General features: G+C 59.1%; 19 protein-coding genes and 1 tRNA gene. 8 read left to right on the forward strand and 12 right to left on the reverse strand.

Features of this window, described 5'->3' with window-relative positions; translation table 11 throughout:
• Positions 1-822, forward strand: an 822-nt coding sequence (locus VGG64_03590; protein HEY1598656.1) for a helix-hairpin-helix domain-containing protein, incomplete at its 5' end; no start/stop codon positions are given.
• A 6-nt stretch (positions 823-828) separates the two neighbouring features.
• On the opposite strand, the gene VGG64_03595 is transcribed toward VGG64_03590, so the two are convergent.
• The 7 genes from VGG64_03595 to VGG64_03625 all read right to left on the reverse strand — a co-directional run bounded on the left by VGG64_03595 (position 829) and on the right by VGG64_03625 (position 8347).
• Positions 829-2109: a TCR/Tet family MFS transporter gene (locus tag VGG64_03595; GenBank protein ID HEY1598657.1), complete on the reverse strand. Its 1281-nt coding sequence runs from the start codon at positions 2107-2109 to the stop codon at positions 829-831.
• Positions 2110-2164: 55 nt separating this feature from the next.
• Positions 2165-2689, reverse strand: a complete 525-nt coding sequence (locus VGG64_03600; GenBank protein ID HEY1598658.1) for a peroxiredoxin — start codon at positions 2687-2689, stop codon at positions 2165-2167.
• 589 nt (positions 2690-3278) lie between these two features.
• Complete coding sequence (locus tag VGG64_03605; protein ID HEY1598659.1) at positions 3279-3638, reverse strand: limonene-1,2-epoxide hydrolase family protein; 360 nt, start codon at positions 3636-3638, stop codon at positions 3279-3281.
• Positions 3639-3651: 13 nt separating this feature from the next.
• Positions 3652-5061, reverse strand: a complete 1410-nt coding sequence (locus VGG64_03610) for a flavin monoamine oxidase family protein (GenBank protein ID HEY1598660.1) — start codon at positions 5059-5061, stop codon at positions 3652-3654.
• A 120-nt stretch (positions 5062-5181) separates the two neighbouring features.
• Entirely contained in the window at positions 5182-5760 is a 579-nt protein-coding gene (locus VGG64_03615) for a disulfide bond formation protein B (GenBank protein HEY1598661.1), read from the reverse strand.
• Positions 5761-5774: 14 nt separating this feature from the next.
• Entirely contained in the window at positions 5775-5930 is a 156-nt protein-coding gene (locus VGG64_03620; GenBank protein HEY1598662.1) for a DUF5993 family protein, read from the reverse strand.
• Between the two features lie 491 nt (positions 5931-6421).
• Positions 6422-8347, reverse strand: a complete 1926-nt coding sequence (locus tag VGG64_03625) for a carboxypeptidase-like regulatory domain-containing protein (GenBank protein HEY1598663.1) — start codon at positions 8345-8347, stop codon at positions 6422-6424.
• Positions 8348-8757: 410 nt separating this feature from the next.
• Here VGG64_03625 and VGG64_03630 point away from each other — a divergent pair, with 410 nt between their 5' ends.
• Positions 8758-9222 carry a hypothetical protein gene (locus tag VGG64_03630; GenBank protein ID HEY1598664.1) on the forward strand — a complete coding sequence of 155 codons (465 nt, stop codon included), beginning with the start codon at positions 8758-8760 and terminating at the stop codon, positions 9220-9222.
• A 272-nt stretch (positions 9223-9494) separates the two neighbouring features.
• Positions 9495-10778, forward strand: coding sequence for a tetratricopeptide repeat protein (locus VGG64_03635; protein HEY1598665.1), 1284 nt, complete (start codon positions 9495-9497; stop codon positions 10776-10778).
• A gap of 369 nt (positions 10779-11147) precedes the next feature.
• Here the strand turns inward: VGG64_03635 and VGG64_03640 are convergent.
• From VGG64_03640 to VGG64_03655, 4 genes are all read right to left on the reverse strand, one after another.
• Positions 11148-11238 (reverse strand) — tRNA-OTHER (locus VGG64_03640).
• Positions 11239-11324: 86 nt separating this feature from the next.
• On the reverse strand, positions 11325-12692 hold the full coding sequence (locus VGG64_03645) for a hypothetical protein (GenBank protein ID HEY1598666.1): 1368 nt from the start codon (positions 12690-12692) through the stop codon (positions 11325-11327).
• A 91-nt stretch (positions 12693-12783) separates the two neighbouring features.
• A complete protein-coding gene (locus VGG64_03650) occupies positions 12784-14139 on the reverse strand; it encodes a sigma-54 dependent transcriptional regulator (GenBank protein ID HEY1598667.1) in 1356 nt (451 codons plus the stop codon).
• Positions 14140-14143: 4 nt separating this feature from the next.
• Positions 14144-15697, reverse strand: a complete 1554-nt coding sequence (locus VGG64_03655; protein HEY1598668.1) for a HAMP domain-containing sensor histidine kinase — start codon at positions 15695-15697, stop codon at positions 14144-14146.
• Between the two features lie 468 nt (positions 15698-16165).
• On the opposite strand from VGG64_03655, the gene VGG64_03660 reads away from it, so the two are divergent.
• Together VGG64_03660 and VGG64_03665 are read left to right on the forward strand one after the other, a co-directional pair.
• A complete protein-coding gene (locus VGG64_03660; protein ID HEY1598669.1) occupies positions 16166-17464 on the forward strand; it encodes a tyrosine-protein phosphatase in 1299 nt (432 codons plus the stop codon).
• A gap of 217 nt (positions 17465-17681) precedes the next feature.
• Positions 17682-18506 carry a hypothetical protein gene (locus VGG64_03665; protein ID HEY1598670.1) on the forward strand — a complete coding sequence of 275 codons (825 nt, stop codon included), beginning with the start codon at positions 17682-17684 and terminating at the stop codon, positions 18504-18506.
• A 53-nt stretch (positions 18507-18559) separates the two neighbouring features.
• Here the strand turns inward: VGG64_03665 and VGG64_03670 are convergent, their stop codons facing one another.
• Entirely contained in the window at positions 18560-19723 is a 1164-nt protein-coding gene (locus tag VGG64_03670; protein ID HEY1598671.1) for an aminotransferase class I/II-fold pyridoxal phosphate-dependent enzyme, read from the reverse strand.
• A gap of 375 nt (positions 19724-20098) precedes the next feature.
• Here VGG64_03670 and VGG64_03675 point away from each other — a divergent pair, with 375 nt between their 5' ends.
• From VGG64_03675 to VGG64_03685, 3 genes are all read left to right on the forward strand, one after another.
• The gene (locus VGG64_03675) at positions 20099-21358 is read left to right on the forward strand and encodes a HEAT repeat domain-containing protein (GenBank protein ID HEY1598672.1); all 1260 of its coding nucleotides are present in this window, start codon (positions 20099-20101) and stop codon (positions 21356-21358) included.
• A 102-nt stretch (positions 21359-21460) separates the two neighbouring features.
• A complete protein-coding gene (locus tag VGG64_03680) occupies positions 21461-22015 on the forward strand; it encodes a hypothetical protein (GenBank protein HEY1598673.1) in 555 nt (184 codons plus the stop codon).
• 285 nt (positions 22016-22300) lie between these two features.
• The coding region (locus tag VGG64_03685; GenBank protein ID HEY1598674.1) for a TIGR04255 family protein at positions 22301-23044 on the forward strand (744 nt) is incomplete at its 3' end.

Genomic DNA, 23044 nt, shown 5'->3' on the forward strand with positions numbered 1-23044 from the left:
CTGCGGAAGTTTCATTTTCCCACCCACTGCCCCGAGTGTGGCACGGCCGTCGTCAAGGACGAAGGGGGCGTATACATACGCTGCCCCAACCCAAGTTGTCCGGCTCAGGTCAAAGAGCGATTGCGTTATTTCGCCAGCCGCAACGCCATGGATATCGAAGGATTGGGGGACAAGCTGGTTGATCAGCTGGTCAACGACGGCGTGGTTACGAGCTATGGCGATTTATATCGGCTGAAACTTGAGCAGTTGACAGGCTTGGAACGGATGGGGCAAAAATCCTCCGAGAATCTGCTGGCCGGCATCGCGGCGAGCAAGAGTCGCGGTTTGGCCAAGCTGCTGAATGCGCTGGCGATTCGACATGTGGGCGCGCGAGTGGCAACGCTACTGGCGGATCATTTTGGCTCGATGTCGGCAATCCTTGAGGCGGCGGAAGAAGAACTGGCCGAAGTGGACGAGATCGGGCCGATCATCGCTGGGAGCGTCTATGAATTCCTGCACAGCAAGACCGGCCGCGCCACGATCGACGAACTAACCGAGTTGGGACTGAAGACGACCTGGCCCAAGGCACGCGTGGCAACTGCCGCGGCGACCGGACCGCTAGCGGGCAAGACGTTGGTCGTCACCGGCACGCTCCCAGTTTACGGCCGGGAGGAAATCGAGGAGTTGATCACGCAGCTCGGCGGCCGCGCGGCCAGCAGCGTCTCGAAGAAGACCGACTACGTCGTGGCAGGCGAGAAAGCCGGCGGCAAACTCGACAAAGCCCACAAGCTGGGCGTCAAAGTTCTCACCGAGGCCGAGTTCAACACGCTCATCGGGCGATAGTTCGGCTCAGGCGTGCCGTGTCACGCGCCAGGAAAGCAGCGCCGCGCTGGCCAAGAGCAGCGTGGCCATCAGAAATGGCGCACCGGGTAGTTCGACGCTGCGCTCAGTCTCGATGAACGCCGCGAAGATCGACGTAAAGAGCACCGGTCCAATCATGCCGGTGATCCCGCGCAAGCTGTTCAGGGCCCCTTGCAGCTTTCCCTGCTCGGTGGCGCTCACGTGTCGTGTCATCAAGCTCTGCGCCGAAGGTCCAGCCAGTCCCCACAGCGACATGAAAGGAATGCCTATGAGAAATACGGGCCCCGTCCCTGCCACCCCAAAGATCAACAACCCGGCTGTGCCGAGCAACAGGCCCAGGATCACGGCGCTCCGCTCGCCAAAGCGACGCACAAACGGCGGCACCATCGCGCCCTGCACGATCATCGAGCAGATGCCGGCAATGGCCAGCGTTAACCCCACCGCCTGCACATCCCAGTCGTAGCGATAGCCCGCATAGAGCACGAACACGCTCGGCAAGACTTCGTGCGCCAGGAAGTTGAGAAACATCACCGTCGCCAGCCCCAGTAATTCGTGGTGCGAGCGGAGCAAGTTCAACGCCCCGATCGGATTGGCACGCTGCCAGGTGAAAGTCGCGCGCCGCTCGCGCGGCAATGACTCGGGCAATACCAACATTCCGTATGTCGCATTGAGCAGCGTGAATCCGGCGGCCACCCAAAATGGCAAACGTGGATCGATCTCGCCCAATACGCCGCCGAAGGCGGGCCCCAGAACAAAGCCCAGCCCGAATGCGGCGCTCAGCATCCCAAAACCGGCCGCACGTTTGTGTACCGGCGTCACGTCAGCGATGTAAGCCGCAGCGGTGGTAAAGCTGGCCGAGGTAATGCCCGAGATGACGCGCCCCACGAACAGCCACCCCAGCGTAGGGGCGAGCGCCATCAATACATAGTCGAGCCCCAGGCCGAGCATCGATAGCAGCAGCACTGGGCGGCGGCCAAAGCGATCGGAAAGCGCGCCCATGACGGGCGAAAAGACAAACTGCATCAAGGCCCATACCATGCCGAAGAGGCCAAAGAACTCGGCGGCACGCTTGGTGTCGTCGTGCAGGAACTCCTTGACCAGTTCCGGCAGGACGGGGATCACGATCCCCAGCGCCAACACGTCGAGCACGACCGTGATGAAGATAAAGGCGCGCGCGGCCTGTCGCGGGCTTGCGAGCGCAGGCAATTCGGCATCGTCGGCCGGAACGGAGGAACCGGCGGCGCGTGAGTCAGCGTGCGGATCGGTCATGAACCCAGGGCGCGATAATGATTCGATCCACAAGCACAGCGGCAACCAAGCCGGACTACTTTTTGGCTACCTTCAACTCGTCGAGCTTGGCGGCAACGTCCTGGCCGTGGGCCGGTGTCTTTACTTCCTTGTCGATGTGCAGAATCTTGCCGTCCTTGCCGATGTAGTAGGTCCATCGATTCGAAACCAAACGCTGGTCGTTGAACACGCCATAGGCCTTGGCCACGCTTTTGTCCGGGTCGCTGAGGATGGGAAAATCGAGCGACAAGTCGGTGGCAAACTCCTTGTTCAACTCGGGCGAGTCGCAACTAGCGGTGAAATACGCCACGTCGTAGTTGCGCAAATCCTTGCCGCTGTCACGGAAGCTCTTGCATTCCAGCGTGCAACCCGGCGTTTTTGCCTTGGGGAACCAGGCCAAGACGACGGCCTGCTTGCCCCGATAGTCGCTCAGCTTGTGCGTTTTGCCATCGGTGCCTTGCATGGAAAACTCGGGGGCCTGATCCCCCACCTTCAATTCGGCAGCCAGGGCAACGGTCATGTTTCCGGCGATGAACAGTGCGACAAGCGATGCGATTTTCATGATGGGTGGCTCCTGAGACTGAGGACGAGATCTCGGCCTGAACGGGCGGCGCGAGAATCTCTACATTCGCTGCGGTGGGCGCGATTGACAACGCAGCCAACCTACCACGGCCATCGGCGACGGTCCAATGCCGGCAGCGCGATTTGCCGGTATGCAAACAAGCCCATAGACAGCCGATCGGCATTAAATCATTACGGCCAACACCGGGCCGGTTGCGGTACCGATCGACGGCAGCCGTCCTCCACGATTACCGGTCCGTGCAATCCAAGATGCCAGCGGCTTCGAAGGCAATGGTCGGCAACGTTTCGGCTGATTTTCACCGAAGCACGGCCGGCGCATGCGCCAATCGCCTTATCATACCGTAACTGTTAAAGCGTGATCAGCTGGTTGTCGTGACTTCGGCGCCACGGCTTGGCCGCATCGGATGTTCAGCACCGCCCTGGTGAGACGATTGCAGACCGTAACGGCATAGGCTTCGACGCGCCGCGTCGAGCCATAAGAATTTATAAGCTGCCGAATCACTAGAACCAGTGTCGTTGGCGACGTCGTATCTACCGTCCAACGCAGCCCGCACGGCCACTTCGATCGCTTAGAGCGCGAGCCGAGAATCGAAATAGTCTCGCATGTGCCTCACTTTGCCGGCACGATCGAGTTCGACGATTCCCATAATCGGGATCTCAACCCATTGGCCACCGATTAAATGCCGGTCCACGCGTTCGGCCCAGATCGTTGAACCATCAATGCACACACGATTCACCGTCACGTCATTTTGAGTGGTGTGTCCGAGCATCGCGTTGAACCAGCCGGCGACTTCTTGCTTGCCCCGCAGGCTTCGGCCCGTTGAGATGTGTTCCACCACGACGTCATCGGCCAGCAGCGCAGCAAAAGCGTCGGGGTCCATACGGTTGAGTGCCCCCACAAGTGCCTCAATGACTTCTTTCCCTGCCATGATGGTCTCCCGTTTATCGGCTTGAGGATAACGACAATTGCCGCGTCGCCGTGAGAGCTTCGTTCACTTCCGCGGCAGCTCGTTCGCCAGATCGCACCGCGCCTTCCATGTATTGAGCCCACTTGGTCGCCGTTTCAGTCCCAGCCCAGTGAAGCCTTCCCACTGGCTTGCGCAACGCGTCCCTGTAATTGGTCCAAGTGCCTGGCATGGGGATACCGCAGTAGCAGCCTCGCGACCAAGGTTCGTTCGCCCAGTTGGCTTGAAAGAAGTGTGCCGGCGTTCGAGCCTGTGCGCCAAAGTGGCTCTCGAAGGCCGCTAATGTCATTCGCTGAATGTCCTCGGCTGACCGATTCGCCCAACGTCGGGCCGCGGCGCCCTCCAAGAAGCCCACCAAGATTCCAGGCGTCGCACTCGGCGGAGAGTTGTCGTAGGTGACGTTAAGATCGTGATCGCTCAAAATCTGCCCGTTCAGCCCGCGCTCTCGCCAGAACGGAGTTGGATAGACGGCGTGACACTTGATGGTCGAGCCCATGGGCGCCCGCTGGGTGTATTGGTCGCGGCTGGGGGGCAAGCTTGGCAGATACCGGATGCGAGAGGCGAGCGCAGGTGGCAGCGCAACGATCACCCGTCGGGCACTTATCCAACCGTGATCCGTTTCGACCATGACGAGGTCTCCGGTCTGGTCGATCGTACGCACGGGAGTCTCCAGCTTCACCCTGTCGCCGAGACGATCGGCGAGACGATTGGGGATTTCCTGGGCGCCGCCATCGAAGCGCCATGTCAGCGAACTTTCTTCCAAGCCTTCAACGCCACCCGCGGCCGCAATGTAGAAGAGGAGATGCAAGAGGGAGAGCTCGCTGGGCTCGACGGAAAAATACCCGCCAACCACGATCTGGAATGCAAACTTGGCGCCGTCGGTTTTCAGATTCGCGTCCATCCAATTCGCCATCGTCATCTGATCCCACTCCGCGGCGCGCGGTGCCTCCCAAGGGGCATCCGCCGGGACTTCCTTGGCAAGTCGATCAAGTGTGGCGACAGCGGACATGAATTCTTGAACATCGCCGTCCGGCACAGGGAGGGTGAATCCCTGCGAACCGATAGCGCTCACTTCGGATCGCTCACCCTTGTACGCGACGATGGTTTTGCCTTCGCCAAACGTCGGGAACGTCCTCACCCCAGTCACCTGCGCCAGCGCCAGGATTTGCGTCATGCCCGGTCCGATCCACTGGCCGCCATTATCGACAAACCCGCCGGTGAATTTCTGGGTCCACGCACGTCCGCCAACGCGGTCGCGGGCCTCAAGTACTATCACGGAGTGGCCATCCCCCACCAAAGACCAAGCCGCGGCCAATCCAGAGTAGCCGGCGCCGATGACAATCGCATCGGCCGCTTCACCGTTTGCGTCGATCGGTGTATCCAACATACGATTCTTTCCTCGTGGATCTGAGCGAGAACGATACAGGATTCAAAACGCTTATGGGCATTTCCCTTGGGCCTACGGCGAAGGCGCGATTGCGGACCTCAACGCGGGCAACGCCGTGTCCTATTGACGGGCGAGATCCGACAGCAGTTGATAGCGATCTGGATCGCCAGGCAGAAGCCAATGGAAGCCTTCCAGGAAGAATACGCAAACCAGGTTCGTGACGATCACAGCGGCAAGCGATCCGAGCACCAAACGCGTCGGCCACCCGAATTGCGTTTGGCGCGGCGCCAGTTCGCGGGTGAAAAGCAGATTAAGCCCACTGGCCGCAATGGCCGTACAAAACACGATCAGCGCCCAGGTGTAGAGATGCATCCCGAGAACAGCCAAGCCCGGGACGGGATCAGGTGAGGCGATATGCAGCAAGATGTGCCGCGTGGAAACCGACGCGCCAAACATTGCGGCGATGATGCTCATGCCGTAGCCCGTGGCGAAATCGGTCGGGCTCACATCGCCGTGGCGGCACCGCAGCAGAATGAAGGCTGGCCCGAACGCGGCCAGGATCATGCCCATGCGTTGGAGCATGCAGAGGGGACAAGGAAGCTCCTGCCAGGCGAATTGCACGACGAACCCGCCCACGAGCGCAGCCATGACACCAAGAATGCAGAGGTGTGCCAGCCAGAATCCCAGTCGATGGCTCATCGATCTGCGCCTGCCTAGAAGTTCAAATGAATCGGGTCGATGATGTGCGCCCAAAACAACGCCAGGGCGGCGCCCACGGTGAGCAAGAAAAGTCCAACGACAAGCCACCGACGGTCGGCGAACAGTGACGCGAACGTTCCCAGGATCAGACTAAAGACGATTGTATCCACGTCATTACTCAAGCTATTGTGAGGATGCGCGTGATGTCGGCGAGTATTGGAAGCGTAGCACGCGGATTTGTGCTGACCGATTTTTCCCGTACAGGCTGATCCTAGCGCCGATCCAGGTCCGCGTTGTCGCCATCGTGGCCACACTGCCGCCCTCAACGGTTAAATCGTTTGTGCGTCGTCTGGCAGGAACGATGCCCGATTGAAACTGCATCGGAAGATGCGACGAAACGACAAGTTGTCAGTCATCCGACAATAAGGTCAGATACACGACCGACGCACTGAAACGGCCGTGTCCACCTGCGATCAGGAGGGCGTGTCCGAGGCGGCAAGATTGGGTGCCTTGGACGGTTCGTCCTGGGCGCCCAAAAGTCCATTATCTCACAGCGGGATTTGTGCCCCGAAAACGGCGGTATTTCGAGAATCAAATGATGAGGATTGTTTCGCCATCGCATTGGCACCATTGCCAATGGCGAATTAAAACCTAGAAACGGTTACCTCTTTGATCCCGCTTGGCCCCTAGCAGCGTCTAGATCGACGATTCCGTCTTGCAGCGAAGGGTCGAAGACGATTCGGATATCGGTTTGGCTCAATTCGGGTCGGACTTTTGCAGGATAGACGATGCGACCGCCTTTCGGATTCTCGCGGTATGCTATCAATTCGATGAGACCCTCGGGTAGCTGTTGTAGTTCAAAACTGCCGTCCGCTTTGGTCGTAGTCCACGCTTTGGGTCCGGACGTGCGAAGCGGAATAATTTCACCATTCGCCATTTGAGCCGAGACGCGAACACTGCCAACGCCAATTCCCTCAGGGCTGACCACCACCCCCCGCAACGATTGCCTGGCACGCACAAGATGCACATCGGGCAACAAGATTTCGCGTCCCTCGTTGTCGACGGGATGGATGTAGGGCATCTGGTGCATCCATCCCGGTGCAATCAAATGCTCCGAGTCGATAATCTCAAAGTAGTACTGATCGCCGGCTTTCAATCCATCGATACTGTATTGTCCGTCTTCGTCGGTCGTCGCCTTACCCAGCAGGCGTTGAGATCCTGATAAAAAAAGCTTCATGATAACGTTGGGCCGCGGCTGATTGTCTTTGAGCACGCGACCACCGATGAATCCTGTGCGATCTGTCGTGGGTTTGTTATTTGATCCCAGCTCGGGGGATTGTTTCGCACTTGATGGTTTCGGCGGCTCGCTGCTGGCTTGGACAGGTATCCGAAGTGTTTCGATCGATTCCTTTAAGGAAAGACCAAACGACTGATCGCTCAAAAGCTGATACGGAATGCTAGGCTTGATGCAATAGCCCCTGGCTGCAATCCGCAATTCGTACGCTTCAGGCGGAAGCCCGCTGATCTCAAAATGGCCATCCTCTCGCACGGGAATCTCAATCAGGTCCCACGCGGGATTGCGGATCAGCACTATTTTTGTGTCTTGAGGTAGCGCTTCCCCGTCGGCTAACTCGACCCGACCCGCGAGTCGCAGGGCAGGGATCGCCTCGAATTGGCCCAAGTCTCGTTCTTCGCCATCGCCTGTCGCCTTAAAGCGCTTGGTTGTCAGCACGAACTCTTGCGGACCTTCACCGACGACAGAGAAACTCACGTACGATTCGTTGGCGGGAAGATAATCGAGGACGAACTGTCCATCACGGTTCGTAACGTCGGCCACGGCCTTAATGAAGTGATGGCCCGCATTGCGTTCCTCTTGCACTACTGCGACACGTACGCCGGCTAGAAGCTTGTCTTTGCAAGCAAGCCTGCCGGTCACACGCGTACCCCGCGGCACCACGACGCGATGCTCGTCGGCACCTGGCGCGAGCAATGCCATTGATGTGCCCGCATAGCCGTCCGCAGTAACTGTGATGTCCACGCCCTTGTAGTCCTGCGGAAGAGGCATGACAAATCGACCATCGCTATCTGTGACCGTCGGGTCAACACCGTCCACTCGGCCCCACCATCGCTTGCTGCCGGATTGTGCGCCATCGGGTTCGACCAATGCACCCTCAATTGCCAGCCCTTGATCGTTGACGGCGCGTCCTCGTAGCATCCGTTCAGGCGGAAAGTCATTGGGCAAATCCGCTAGCGAAATCTTTATGCTGTCCGTTAGCGGATCAACCAAACCCGTCAGCTGCGTCTTCTTGCCTGGCATGGAAATCATCAGGTGGAATTTTAGAGACGGGTTAAGCCCGCTGATTTCAAATTCACCCTTGTCGTTTGACCGCGTCTTTTTTTGGCAATCGAGATAGCAACTCGGACAAAACAAACCCGTCCCAACACGAGGGGCTGCAGTGGCGATGTCCACTCTCGCGCCGACAACAGGTTGACCACTCCCATCGTCGATGATGCCTTTGAGCGTCAGTCTCGATGGTTCGCCCGACAGCACGCAGGCGAGTATTGCGAGCAATTGACAAGTTGGCATGGCTTATCTCCAACGACGAGGTTCAAACGCTTCCTATCGTCGCCGATTATAGGCGATCGATGGCGGTAAAGCATCGATTGCGAGGCTTCGTAGCGGAGCCGAACGCCCGCGATCAGTTGGAGCGCGCTCGAAGCTCATCGACCGCCGAACCTCAAGAGGGCGTGACCTGAGCGATCTACGTACCGGCTCTCTGATGGCTCGTCAGGGGAGCGCAACCCCACACTAGAAATTCAGGAACCGCAGTCTTGGAGGCATATTCGTTGAAGGCTAGATGCGAGGGGGTGCGGAGTGCTGCTACAATCGTCGCCAAGCCGAACCTGTGTCGGCCCATGTGTCAGTCCACCTGGTATATGCCCTAGCAACCATTGGTTGAGCGACTCAATCGACTTCACCGTTCGATGGCGGGACGCATGGCGGATTTTCTGCAACCAGTCAGCCGAGCATGGCGGTTGTTTGGCATTGTCGGCTCTGCGCTTTCGGCGATCATCCTTTTATCACTGTCGCTAGCCGTGTGCGCTGACATGGTTCGTCAACGCTCGCTGTACTACGAGGGCCGACCACTTTGGTTAGGGGTGGCGTTTATTGGGCTCTTTGGAATGGCTGCGGCGTTCATTAGCTGGCGACTTGCCAGACGTCATGTTGCGCACAACGGCGTGACCCTCATCCCAACCTGGCTGATCCAAGTCTTTGGAATCATCCTGGTACCCGGTATGTTTATCGCGTTCCATTACACCGGGTTTATATTCTTCTTGACTTCGGGTGCCGTGATCTGCCTAGCGATGATTTTTGTTCGCCGCAATATCGCGAAAGCCCAAAACAATAGGCCCCTGGCTCGTGCGAGCGTTGACGGGGAATGCTCGCCAGCGGAGTTGTAGCAAAAGCTAAACAAATGACCATTTTTCGGACGCCTACTCGCGTCGCCAAAATCGCTGAAAGTCAGCCCAGGAGGGCGTAACCTGGGCGCGCTTATGGCGCATCCGGTCGGTTCGACATTTGCGCGCTGGCAAGAGCTATCGGGCGCGCCGGTCGTTATGACCGAGTCAGATTCGTCCCATGGGAACCTTCACGATCTGGACGTCGACCTAATGTTCAGCACGGCTGCCAGGGAATAGAATGCGGAACGACGCCGGGGGCCACTCGAATGCATGTGTCCGATCTGCATAAATCGCTACAAGTTGGCCGAGGACTCTCGGTCGTTTTCTTCCTCGTCATCACGTCCGTGACGCACGCGTGTCTCTGGGATTGGGATACGCTTCAAATGGAGCGTCGGCGGTTTCCCGGCACGTTGGAAATGATCACCGGGAAATTCGTTCGCCACAGCCGGGCGTATTATGAATGGCGGATTCAAGACCGTACGAAGCGGATGCGCAGCCCTGCGGAAGACCCAGCCCTGGCGGATGATCTCGCCGTGGCATATTCCAAACTCGGCAGACATGCCGAGGGGATCGCGCTGCTGGAACAGGTTTTGGCAGCCCGTCCAGATCGTTATGAAACACTGGCGAATCTCGGCACGATCCACATGCTCGCCGGCGATTTGAAGGTCGGCAAGGAGTACATCGACCGAGCAGTCGTCATCAATCCCGCCGCCCATTTCGGCCGCGAAAAGTATCAGTCGTTGCTGGCCGAGTATTTTCTCACGAAACGAAAGACGCCCCACCCGGCTTCCGAATGGCCTAGCGTCATTCACCCGAAACAAGCCTGTGGCTTTGCCGAATTCGTTCTGCAGAAACAAGGGTATCAGACTAGTTATTCGAGTTTTGATGACTCGAAGGCTACTGAGAACATGAAGGCCGAATTGGCGGCTGCACAAAAAGGCGTCTTGGGCATGATGCACTTCGCCAATTATGACTCGCCATTTTTGTTGGAGGCGCTTGGTGATTTGTTGATCGCGTGGCCAACCTATGGGGACGACGCTCTCCAACTCGCGGCTAGAGCTTACTACCGAGTGGCGCAGCGATCGGATAATGAGAAAACGAAACACGAGTTCAAAATGGCCGCGGCGCTTATTTTGGAAGGCCATAAGGACTACATCGACTATCGGCATGCAAATCCCGAAAGCGATCGTGGAGTCGAAACAGGACTCGAAAAGCTGTCTGCGGACCTGAACCGTGAACTGGCCGAGGCTCAAGCCTACTTCGACTCGATTGCCGCAGACGAGCGACGTTGGATCGCCGAGGGAGTAAATGTCGATAAAGCCTTCGCCAACAAGTATTACGACTCCCTAGAAGGCACGATCGAGGAAGCCAAGAGACAACTTGCGACTGAGCGGCGGGATGTGCGCGGTAATCCTTATCAAGAAGCGGCGAATCGGGCACTGTTCATCATCGGGGGCATCGTGGTAGGCTTCGCCGTTGCCGTTTGGGGGGCCCGTTTCGCCTATCGTCGAAAACGGTCAACGTCCCACAAACAGAACGACGCGTCAGCGGAATGACTGTGCGAATTGCATTTCGTTTCCTTTTTCGCCTCTTCAGATCCGGCCTCGTTCGGGCCCCGCCGACTCAGTTCTCTCTCGCCATTGTGCGCTGAAAGCGCCACATCGGGCGTGCTCAGGCGGGCGTGACCTGGGCGCGCAAACGGCCGATTCCATCCTACGTCGGGAGCGACGCACCGACGCTACTGGGCAGCGAGCATCGCAGCAAAGTGCAGTGGCACCACGCACTCAGCGTCTCTTGCCACACGATGCACAGAACGGAGTGGCTAAACCTCTGAGAATCCGTGCATTTCGTCGTTGCCTGAGGCGGCTCAATTGCCAACCGCATCCAGGCCGCGCAAAAAAAAGGCCGCCTTGCCGGCGGCCGTATGGAGGTAGGCAGGAGTCGAACCTGCATCTTCGGAGCCGCCCGAACTAGTCTTCGGCTCCGGCGCTTTGCCAATTAAGCTACTCTACCTCCCCCACGAGTGATCTAAAGTCTACCCGGCCTGCGCACAGATTTCCAGCACGGCGCAATCGCTCCACCGATTTCCCATCGCAGAAACCTTACGAAGGCTTGGAATCGACTCCCAGTCCCTTCGGCTCGGGCATGTCTTCCGTGATAGTCTTCCAGCTAGCGCCGTATTCACGCATGGCTCGAAAATCGATTGGCTTGTAGGCCACGTTCAGGGCCGGCGTATCGATCACCTTGTTGGCTTGTTGCCGAGAGTCCATGGCAAAATCGAGGATGCCGCTGACCAGCAGCGTTCGCTCGACAGGGTATGGCGCTCGCCGCGCGCGGAAATGCGCTTGAATGGCGTGCGAGAGGGCTTTGAACAGATTTCGATTCTGCCAAGGACCGACATAAAGCGCCGTGGCCCGCGGCTGATCTTCACCCTTGATCTTGCAGGCAAAGTTCCAGCGCGTGGCGCTGCTGCCCACGGCCAGGGCAGTTGCCGCAAAGCCATCTCGATAGACGACGCGTATGCCATGAATCGCCACGGGCTCGCCGGCTGGCGTCTTGCCGCGCAGCGCCAGCGACCGCGTCAGGTCATGGTCTGCGCCGAGTTCGGCTGCCATAGCCGCCGTGGCCAGCGGGATCGACCATTGCCCCTCGTCGGCCGCTTTCCAGAGCGTTTCACCATCGAGAAACTGGACCTGGCTCACACCCACCTCACCGCCACGGCGCGCTTCGACCATCGACTGCAACACTTCCAAGGCGTGAAAGTCGTACGACTCGACGCCGCCGCCGTGAATCGAAATCGCATCTTCGATCTGCGCCCCGGCAGGCAGCTCCATCGGCGGCCGTCGCTGGGCCAGCGGCACCGAGCTGCCCGCCATGAACGGAATGCGCAACTCTTGGGCCGTGTCGTACATCTCCTTGGCCCAATCCCAGCGAAAGGACAGATGCTTGTCGTTGAAGACCGGCACTGGTCGATTGTCGCGACGGATCACGGCGGCGATCTCGTCGAAGAATCGCTTGCGCGGATATTCCATCTGCCCCTTGGCGTTGACCGGATACTTGCCGTGCTCGCCGATCGACAACACCGCATCGACGGCCATCTCTTTGCCGCCCAGGCAGAGGGCCTCGGCGATCGTCGGATAGATCGGAATCTTGTAGTCGCGAGAAACATCGCGCGACATTTCGCCGGCCGGAAATTGGTCGACGTAGAAGCTGGCCACGTCGAAGTTTGGTTCGATCAACTCGCCATTGAACAGATAGGGCTTGAGGAAGTTCTCCAGAATCACATGGGCGTGGCTACGATACGAGAACTCGGTCAGCACGGCGGCCACTTTCAGACGCTGGCCATCTTTCGGCGCGGGGCCATCCTCGCGTGAGAAACCGAACGAGGGAAGCGCCGTCGAGGCGAGCGCTGCGGCGCCAAACCGGGTGGCGCGTTTGAGAAAATCACGACGATCGTGAGGCAGATGCATCGGTGCGGTTCCTGGGTGTGATCTTCAGGCAGGCGGTGGCCACACACTGTTGTGGCAAACCGTTAGCGGGTCCCAGGCGCACGGTCGTTGTCTAGGCGGATTCTTCCAGTTGGCTGGCCTGGTTCAGCTTGTTGTACAGCGTTTTCAAGCTGATGCCCAGTTCCTTGGCCGCCTTGGGCTTTTGTCCCTGGTGTCTTTCCAGGGATTGCTGGATGACCTGCATTTCGATTTCTTGCAGAGTCTGCGGAACGACGGCCTTGAAATGCGGCCCTTGCAGCCGGCGATGCCCGAAATTCATCGGCAAGTGGGCCGCCGAGACCAGTCCCTCGTCACAGAGGATGGCCGCGTGCTCAACGACGTTGGCCAGTTCGCGGACGTTGCCGGGCCAGCAATGCCCTTCCAAGGCTCGCAGCGCGTCCGAGGTAAACGCCTCGTCCCCCGGTCGCAAATGAGGACGCAAGCGCGCCAACAAATGACGCGCGAGCTCGGCGATGTCGCCTGTGCGTTGTCGCAACGCCGGCAACAAGATTTCGAAGGTATTGATGCGATACATCAAGTCTTCGCGAAAATCTCCATCGTTGACCATTTCCTCCAGATCACGATGCGTGGCGCAGACCGCGCGGACGTCGACGATATGCGATTCGTTGTCGCCCACGCGCCGAATCTCGCCGCTTTCCAACACGCGCAGCAGCTTGGCCTGCATCGCCTTGGGCAGCTCGCCGATCTCGTCCAAGAATATCGTGCCACCGTTGGCCACTTCGAACAGGCCAATGCGATGCTCGTCTGCGCCGGTAAAGGCCCCTTTGCGGTGCCCAAAAAGTTCGCTCTCGATCAGGCTCTCGGGCAGCGCCCCGCAGTTGACCACCACGAATGGCATTTCGCGTCGCAGGCTCTGATCGTGCACGGCACGTGCGACCAACTCCTTGCCGGTGCCGGTTTCACCACGCACTAACACTGTCGAGTTGGTGGGAGCCACCTTGGCGATCAGATCGCGAATCTTGAGCATTTGCGAGGACTCGCCGACCAATTGCGAGGTCCCCTCCAGACGCTCGACCTGGCGCTTCAGGGCGCGGTACTTGTTCGTCAGCTCGCGCTTGGCGGCCACGCGCGTCAACAAAACCTCGAGCTCTACCAGCTTGCAAGGCTTCGTCAGGTAGTCGAACGCGCCTTGGCGCATGGCGGCCACGGCTGTCTCCAGCGACGACTTGCCGGTGAGCACCACGGCTTCGGTCTCGGGCGAGAGCTTTTTGGCGCGGGCGATGACTTCGATACCCGACATGCCGGGCATGTCGAGATCGACGAGTATGCAGTCATAGGTGTTTCGCTCGAGCGCTGCGGCGGCGGTGAGCCCATCGGGGCAGACCGTCACCTCGTGCCCCATGCGGGGCAGCTCCAGGCTCATCAACCCCTGGAGCGACTTCTCGTCGTCGGCGAAAAGGAGCTTCAGTCGTTTATGCGGCTTGGTAGCGATCTTCGGTCTCCTTCTGGCTAGCTGCAAGCGGCAGGCGGACGCGGAACATCGATCCGTGGCTGGGCCCTTCGCTATGAACGTCAATAGATCCGTCGTGATCCGAGATAATGCTGTAGACGATCGACAGCCCGAGGCCGGTCCCCTGCCCTCCTCGACGTCGCGTGAAGAACGGCTCGAAAAGTTGTTCGAGCACATCGGGGGTCATGCCACAGCCGTTGTCGGTGACGACAATCTCCGCCTGGCCCGCCTGTTCACTCAACGCTACGCGCACTGTGCCGCCCGATTCGAGGCTGTCCAGTCCGTTGGTTAGCAAGTTCAGCACGACCTGCTTGATTTCCTGCGGATTGACCGAAGCCATCAGGGCGCCGCCGGGAGCAAGTTCGAGCTGCTTTTCGTGGTATCTGCCCAAATGGCCCAGCATGTCGATCACGCCCTGCACCAATTCGCGGAGGTCGATCGTCTGGCGTTTGAACTCGCCGATGCGCGAGAAATCGAGCAACCGCTCGGTAATCTCCTTGCACCGAAAGGCTTCGTCCTGGATCATCCGTAAGTAGTGCTTCACCACGTCGTATTGCTTGTCGTCGACCGGCACCACTTCGTCCATGCGCCCTTCGAGCGACTCGGCGCACAACGCGATCGAAGCCAGCGGGTTGTTGATCTCGTGGGCCACGCCGGCGGCCAAGAAGCCGACGCTGGCCAGTTGTTCGCTACGGACGACCTGCTTGGTGCGGACTTGCACCTGGCGATCGAGATCGTCGCGGACTGCCTGGAAGCGGGCTGTCATGTCGTTCATCGCGCCAGCCAACTCCGACATTTCATCGTGCGCTTTCAGGCGGATACGGTGAGCGAACTCGCCGGATGCCACTCGGCGCGAACCTTGGATCAGCACGCGCAGCGGCTGGAAAATCCATTGATAGAAGAGTTTGACGAACAATCCCAGCATGACGGCCGCGGTGACGCTGGTCACCCAGGTGAGAATGATCAGGGCGCGATACTCGGCGCGGGCCTGATCCGTCACCTCGCCGAACGCCTCCTGAAAGTTGAACAGTAGCCGGCCTGACAAGCGCTGCAACTCGCGCAGGTCTTCGTTCAGTCGATCGCGCGTGGGCGAATCCGTGGCCCATTCGCCCGAGCCGAGCACGGAACCAATCCGCGGCAGCACCTGGTCGATATCGGCCGTCGTATTTCGTTGCGAGTCGGCGCTGCCAAATTGGCGCCGATAGCGATTGAACGTGTCGGTAAGAATCAACAGCTTGTGCTTGAAGTCTTCGCCCGCCACGCGGGCTGAAATGCCGCGGGCTCCGCCCCCCATCTCGAGATTCGAGGCGCTGAGGGCGCCGCGCAGGTCGCCGACGTTCTTGCTGAATTCGTTGAGCAGCGGGAGTTCCGTTTCGACGCGGCCGTGCAAATTGCGCACGAGTGCCCGATAGGCATACAATCCCTGGAGCCCACCCCAGGAGAGAGTGCCTACGATCACGAGCAATAGCGACAAGCCGACCAGCAGCTTGTCGCGAATCGGCCACCTTGATAGCAAACGCGACCTCCCTGTCGCTCGAGCAGATGCACAGACGTGCCCTTGGTGAAAGAAAGGCGAACAGCCGTCACCATGCGGGCCGCGGAGTGTACCATCGGCGGCGGAAACGAAGCAAGACGCGTCGCCAGGATCGTCCGGGGCGTGCAATCCATCGAATCGCGTTCGTCTTTCCGAGCCGCGGTAGGCTTGTCACGCGATGTCGGAACGCTGCGGGTCCATCAGTAATGCGCACTGCTGAATAAGCCAGCTGTGGCACCCATAGCGACTATTTCCGTGTCGCGGGCATTGACGCTAGCAGCCGACTGCATCGACTTTGGAAGCGGCGTTGACTCGTCCCCCTGCGCTCTGCTACCGTCCGCGAGCTTGCAACTTGCCTTGGATGCTTCCGCCCGCCGTGACATGCCACAGCCAGCCCTACCATCTCCTCAGTGGTACCGCCGTCCGACCGCGCGCCGCAGCATTGTCTTTGTGGCTATCGCGGTACTGGCCGTGTCGGGCTATCACTTGTTGTGGCGACAGCACGTAAAGCGGTTTCAGACCGTGCGGCCCGGGGTTCTCTATCGCGTGGCACAGCCCAGCGAGTTGGGCATGCGCTATCTTGTGCAACATCACGGCGTGAAAACTGTCGTCAACCTGCGATTGGAAGATGACCATCTGCGGCGTGGCGTGCTAGCCGTGGGCGCTCCGACCGGTGAGGTCGAATCGCAATTCGTCACCGAACTGGGCGTACGCCACCTGCAGTGGAACATGGGGCGCGAGGCCTGCTGGCCCTGGTTAAGCCCTTGGCAGTACGAAGAATTCTTTCGCCTGTTCGACGAGCCGGCGAACCTGCCCATCGCCGTCCACTGCGTCAGTGGGCGGCATCGCACCGGCACGATCGCGGCGCTATTTCGCCTGGAATACGATCATTGGCCCATCGAGCGTGTACTGGCCGAGATGTATTCGTTTAGCTTCGGCGTGCCCATCCCGCTGCAAGAAATGAACCTACGGACCTACGTGGCACGGCCTCAGCCCTCTGCTCGACAGTGGCAAGCGTTGCGAAGCGCGTGGGCCGGCTACTTTCACAACGAGCTACCGACGGACTATGCCGAATTCGTTCGCGCTTTGCGCACCAGTAATGACCCGGCGGCCGTCCGCGAGGAGCTAGAATCGCAGCTATCGCGCGAAAGCACGTTTGCTTTGCCGCTGACGGCCCGACTGATTGATGCCCCCGATGATGCCGCTTGTTCGGCCTCGTCGGCTGCCGCCGACCAATGCCTGCGACGTTTCGCCGGGCGCGCCTTGGAAAATAGAGCCGATAATGGTGCCGAAGGACACGTGCGAGACGATTCCGAAGAAGCAGCGCGCGTCGACCTAACGTCCGCGGCATCCTTGGTGGCCGACTTTGGCACGCACGAACAGCAGCAACATTTGCTCGACCTGCTCGGCGCGGGCAAAGTGCAACCTGTCGTCACGCCGGAATTCCGCGCCATCGCCGCCGGCGTGTCGAACCGCTATACGGGGAATCGGGCGGCATTCTTGACGGTGCTGCTCGACGACGTGCGAATCATGCCCGATACGGGTTCGGTCGCCGTGCGTTTTTGCGACATGGCGATCGCGCACTTGTCGGCGATCTTAGACGCGCGGCTCATCAATGTCGGCTCGCAGCCGACACGCGACGACTGGGAACAAGCCCGCCTGAGGGCCAAGGCGTGGATGAGCGAGCACCCGCAAATGGCTCGCCTCGGCGCATTGCAGCGCCCGAGCGGTCGCGATACGCTTCGCTAACCGCAGCACGCCTTGAAACGTCCCGCTTCTTCGGGCGTGCGCATTTCAGCGTAGAGGTGTACGCGATTTTGTTGCGCGCCTGTGAAGTGCGCCGAGCGCGCGGCAAAATATTCCGCATCAAAAAACGTAACAGGTGGCAGCACGCATGAATCACAAGAATCTTTCGGTCGTGGCATTAATTCTCGCAACATGCACTTTGACTTGGCGCCCAGCGGAATTGCGTGCCGACGATCCTCTCAAAGCCTTTCCGACAGCCGAAAACTCGGCGGCAGATCGGGTCAAGCGGCTGAACGCCAGTGAGCTGCGTGCCATCAAACTTCCGGGCGATAAAAATCAGCTCGTCTTTAGCATGACCGTCAGTCCGCCTTCTGAGGGGCCGCAGGATGCCGCGGCGGCGACGGAGCCTTGGCTAAGGGTGTTTGCAGATGGACGCATCGATTGCAGCTCCCACGACCTGGCAACCGAACGTCGCGACGACAAATTGACGAAGGACGAACTTCTCTGGCTTTTGCACCTGGCCGTTAACGAATGCCAGTTGCTGACCCGCAGCACGAAGGATATTGAAACTGCCTACAAGAAGGAAAATCCCGATCCGCCCCCCAAGGACCAACCGCAGCGTAACGAGCAATATCACGTCAATCTGCCGTCAGGGACTAATGATCTCATCCTGCCTGAGTGGGCGTTAATACTGCGATCATTACGGGGGCAAATGAAACTCGGTGCTTTTTCCAGCTTGCACACTTATGCCAGATACCTGGCGGCACGCCCCTTTCTCGGAACGTCCAAAGAGCGGCAGGAACTTCTCGACCAATTAAATGCCAGGCTGAAAGCAGAAAAACCCGATCTCCCTCCCTTTCGCATGGAGCACCTGGGCAGTGCGCTTCAAATGAAGGGTTTCGATCTCGTGGCGGGCTTTGAGCAAGAGATTGAACTAGAACCAAACAAGTTCAAACGCGTGATGGGGACCGTCATGCGCAAACAAAAAGGGATGCCGCCGGAATTCTTGATCCGGACAATGGACTTCAGCAAGTACAGGCCGTAAGAGTGCGTGCCCTATCCGGTGAAAGGCCACGAGATGGCAATCGTCATCTCACCTCACGCCTGATCGAGCGCTTGCGCCAGATCGGCCAGCAAGTCTTCGGTGTTTTCGACGCCGCAGGCGAGACGGATCATGTTATCGGGGATGCCGAAACGCTTGCGGTCCTCGGGCGAGCATTGATAGTAGCTCATCACCAAAGGCTGCTCGATCAGCGACTCTACGCCGCCGAGGCTGGGGCCGATGCGGGGTAGTTTGACCGCGTCGACCACGCGCGCCGTGGATTGCCAATCGGCGCCTTTGACCAGAAACGTAACCAACCCGCCGTACCCGCGCATCGTGCGACGCGCCACGGCGTGGTAGGGATGGTCCGCCAGCCCCGGATAGTAGACGCGCTCGATGTTGGGATGGCCGGCGAGGAATTCGGCCACGGCCTGACCGTTCTGGTTGTGCCGCTGCATCCGCAGCTCGAAGGTTTTCAAACCGCGTTCGAGCAGGTACATGTTATGCGGCGAATTGATGGCCCCCATGATGCCGCGCAGGTTGCGGACCGATTCGAGTTTTTCGGCCGTCGACACGATGACGCCGGCCAATAAGTCGTTGTGACCGGCCAGGTATTTTGTGGCTGAGTGCAGCACGTAGTCGACTCCAGCCTCGAGGGGCCGAATGTTGTACGGCGTGCCCAGCGTGGCGTCGATCAAGGTCGCGACTTTGCGGCGGCGGCCGATATCGACGAAACGTTCCAGGTCGACGATGCTCAGATGCGGATTGGTCGGAGATTCGCTGATCAAGAATTTGGTGGCCGGCGTGATAGCGGCTTCCATCGCCTGATAGTCACAAGCCGGGACCTGGCGCGTCACCACGCCGAATCGCGCGAGGTGCTTGGTGCAAAACTCGCGGCTGCGGTGGTAACACTCGTCGAAAAAGACGACTTCGTCACCGGCGTTGAGCTTGGACATCAACAGGCCGACCATCGCCGACATGCCGGTGGTGAATAAGAGCGCCGCTTCTCCCCCTTCGAGTGCCGCGAGTTTGCGCTCGACGACTTTCTCGCCGGGGTTGCCGTAGCGGCCGTATTCCTCGCGCGGTTGCTTTTGCTCGAGAAAGTCGATCACCGCTTGCGTCGAGGCGAAGGTATAAGTCGACGCACAAAAGATCGGGTCGGTGATCGAGTCGCCGAACTTCTGACGGTCTTCGCCGCCGTGGACCGCAATCGTCGACATGCCCTGGCCGTGCTGGGGCGCGTTTTCGCTCATCGGACGTTCTCCCACTCGAGGTCGCACCTATCGGCGCAAGGCACCGACGCCGTGGGATTTCGTCGACCAATAAAAAAACCGCAGGCCCGCCGAAGAGCGGTTGCGGCTTTCACTGGTCAAGCTGAATCGTTACTAAGGCGTCGAAAATACCGGTCGTAACGATGGCTCTTTAGCAGTTACTGGCTGCAAGCGGCCGCAAATCCCGTTGGGTTGCATTGTAGTGAGCCGCCTGCGACAGAGCAAGCAGACGTCCGGCGGTTAGCGATCAAATGCGTGCTGTTCTGCCGGCCAGTTGTTACAATAAAGCTCGCCCTCAGGCGGTCCCTTTTTGGAGGCTCGAGAGTGATCAGAAGCAGGCTCTTCTTGCTCGTCGGCGGTGTTGCCGCCATTCTCCCCGTCACGTTGGGCAGCAGGTCCGCCACCGCCAGGGCTCCGAGCGAGCCGGCCGTGATCGACCAGCAGGCCCCGATCGATCCGCAGCAAGTTGCGGAATTAGTTGGTCGCTTGGGTGACCCCTCGTATCGGGAACGTGAAGGCGCGACCCGGGCTTTGACCAAGATCGGTGTGCCCGCCAAGGCAGAATTGCTCAAAGCGATCGTGGCGCCGGATGCCGAGGTTCGCTATCGAGCGCGGCTGGTTTTGTCCGAAGTATTAGACCTCGACTTCAAGCAGCGACTGAATGCCTTCATCGAAGACACGCGCGGTGCGCACGATCACGATCTGCCAGGCTGGTCGCGATTTCGCACGCAACTGGGAGACAATGCGGCCGCCCGCCGATTGTTCGCCGAGATGCAACGCAACGAGCCGTTGCTGATGGAGGCAGCGGAGTTAGGCTATCCGCATGCCAGCACGGCCTTTGACGCACGTTGCCAACAAATTCAAGAGAGCTTGCGCGTCCCCGGCCGGCAGGCTGAACGGCAAGTACCGCTCGCTACGGTGGCGGCGTTATTGTTCGTCGGCGCGGATAGCAATGTGACCGTCAGCATGCAATCCGCCATGTGCGTGACAAATTTTTGCTATCAGCAGCCGTTTCGGCACTCGATCGACAGCGGTGACACGATGCCGGTACTCAAGAAACTAGTGGGAGGCTGGGTGCGGCGCGACTTCTCCAACGATTCGACGGCAGCCTACCAGACGATGATGCTGGCCCTGCAATTCAACGTTCGTGAAGGAGTGGAACCGGCCCTCACGATGCTCAAGGATGGCAGTGGCAATCCTCACATGCGTCAGTACGCGCTATTGGTAGTGGGAAAGTTCGGCGGGCCCGACGATATCGACCGGCTTGAGCCGCTGTTGGTCGACGCAGCCATCTGTGCTCAGCAACAGATCGCGGCCCCCGCGGCAGAGCAGGCTAAGAATGATCCGGCGCACCCGCAGCCCCCCAAGCACGAAATCGTCGAGACGCAGATTCGGGACGTGGCCCTGGCGGTGATGCTGCACCTGAGCGGCCAGAAGCTGGCCGACTACGGCTTCACGCGCGCGCAACCGAATTCCACGATTCTGTTCAACACCGCCTCGCTTGGTTTCACGGGCACTCCGCAGCGGGACGCGGCGATCAGCAAATGGCGCGAATGGCGGACAAGCCAGACCACGCCGAAATAGCGGCTGACAGTTCCTAGTGTTGCGCAGCCAAATTGCGCCCTACCAGGAGCTGGTAATATTAACCGCGCGGTAATCCCACAGATTCGGCCAGGGCAGATATCTATGACAGTGCGTTCGAACGCGACCGTTCAGCTGGCGGACATGGTCCACGGCCAAGAGGCCGACCTGTTTGTTCTCATGACGGGCAAGGAGGAGTTGAAAACCCGCGACGGCAAAACCTACTACAAAGTGGGATTCCGTGACGCGCGGCGCGAGGTCTCGTTTCCGATCTGGGCCGATTCTGCCTGGGCCGAAGATTGCCGCCGCGCCTGGACTAGCGGCGTGTATTACAAACTTCGCGCTGTTTATCGCGATACCAGCTACGGTCCACAGCTCGACATTCGCAAGATTCGCGAAGCCATCGAGGCGGATGCGGCCGACGGTTTTGATCCTGGCCTGTTTCTGCCGCAATCGCGATTCGATCCGCTCGTCATGTTCCAAGAGCTGCGCACGATCGCCGCCGAAAAGATTGCCGATGCGGCCCTGGCGGCCCTGGTGTTGTCGATTCTGGACGCGCATCGCGAGGCACTGCTGACGTTGCCCGCCGCCACTCGTAACCACCACACCTACCTGGGCGGATACTTGGAACACGTGCTGCGCGAAACTAGCTATTCCTGAAACCCTATGTTTTACGGGTCAAGAGCTGGGAACGGCCGCCACACTTTTGCAAGCCAGGGCGAGAATTCAGGCGTTGGCAGTGTCCGGCTTGTCGTCTGGGGCGATTGCCAGGCAGATGAATGCCGAGGGGCTGAGCACCGCTCGGGGGAAGGCTTGGACAGCTCAAAATGTATGGCGGGTGGTAGGAAAACGGACGGGATGAGGCCCATTGCGATAGGGCGCTGTTGCGAACTGGTATCATTTTTATTATGACGCGGCAAACCAAAAGCAAGCAGGAGCCTTAGATTGTCAAATAGCACGCTCCCAGATTATGAGGATCCGCCAGTCATTGAGACGGCAATGAGCGTCGAGTTTGCACCGCTGGCCGAATTCTCCGTGCCATACTTCGGTCTTTTTTGGAAAACGCTGGCGCCGACGTTTCAACGGTCCGACGTTCACCCTTCCCTCAGTTCGCAAATTGAGTCCTTCGATTCGCCTAGGAGGCAACCTGGGTTGTCGGTCGAATTCGGATTGCCGGGCGACGTACGATGCTGGTTCACCGATGCAAACGGCCAATCTCTTATCCAAGTGCAGAACAATCGCTTCGTCTACAACTGGAGAAAGAGAGATATTCCATATCCACATTATGATAAGCTTCGACCGCGGTTTAGCGCGCAGTGGGAGAACTTTCAACAATTCGTCACGCAGAACTCGCTCGGTGATATGCGAGTCCTGCAATGCGAAATTACATATGTGAATCATCTGGAAAAGGGCAAAGGGTGGCAAAACTTCGCGGATCTTGCAGACGTAATCAGCGTCTGGGCCCGTCCAGAGAAGGGGCAGCGATTTTTACCGATTCCAGAAACCGTGACCGTTGCCGCTGCTTTTCAGATGCCTGAGAAAAGCGGTCGTCTACACATAACGCTGCATCCGGCGGTTCGGCCCGATGACGGTGCAGAAGTAATGCAGCTAACGCTTACGGCCCGTGGGAAGCCCGCGCGAACCGACACCGAGGGCATACTTGAGTGGATGGACGCCGGTAGAACATGG

This window comes from Pirellulales bacterium (genome assembly GCA_036490175.1).
Classification (GTDB): domain Bacteria; phylum Planctomycetota; class Planctomycetia; order Pirellulales; family JACPPG01; genus JACPPG01.

Bases quoted from the DNA above. Each gene is read 5' to 3' on its own strand.
- VGG64_03595 (HEY1598657.1), bottom strand. From the start codon at position 2,109: ATGACCGATCCGCACGCTGACTCACGCGCCGCCGGTTCCTCCGTTCCG.
- VGG64_03600 (HEY1598658.1), bottom strand. From the start codon at position 2,689: ATGAAAATCGCATCGCTTGTCGCACTGTTCATCGCCGGAAACATGACC.
- VGG64_03605 (HEY1598659.1), bottom strand. From the start codon at position 3,638: ATGGCAGGGAAAGAAGTCATTGAGGCACTTGTGGGGGCACTCAACCGT.
- VGG64_03610 (HEY1598660.1), bottom strand. From the start codon at position 5,061: ATGTTGGATACACCGATCGACGCAAACGGTGAAGCGGCCGATGCGATT.
- VGG64_03615 (HEY1598661.1), bottom strand. From the start codon at position 5,760: ATGAGCCATCGACTGGGATTCTGGCTGGCACACCTCTGCATTCTTGGT.
- VGG64_03625 (HEY1598663.1), bottom strand. From the start codon at position 8,347: ATGCCAACTTGTCAATTGCTCGCAATACTCGCCTGCGTGCTGTCGGGC.
- VGG64_03630 (HEY1598664.1), top strand. From the start codon at position 8,758: ATGGCGGATTTTCTGCAACCAGTCAGCCGAGCATGGCGGTTGTTTGGC.
- VGG64_03645 (HEY1598666.1), bottom strand. From the start codon at position 12,692: ATGCATCTGCCTCACGATCGTCGTGATTTTCTCAAACGCGCCACCCGG.
- VGG64_03670 (HEY1598671.1), bottom strand. From the start codon at position 19,723: ATGTCGACGATTGCGGTCCACGGCGGCGAAGACCGTCAGAAGTTCGGC.
- VGG64_03680 (HEY1598673.1), top strand. From the start codon at position 21,461: ATGACAGTGCGTTCGAACGCGACCGTTCAGCTGGCGGACATGGTCCAC.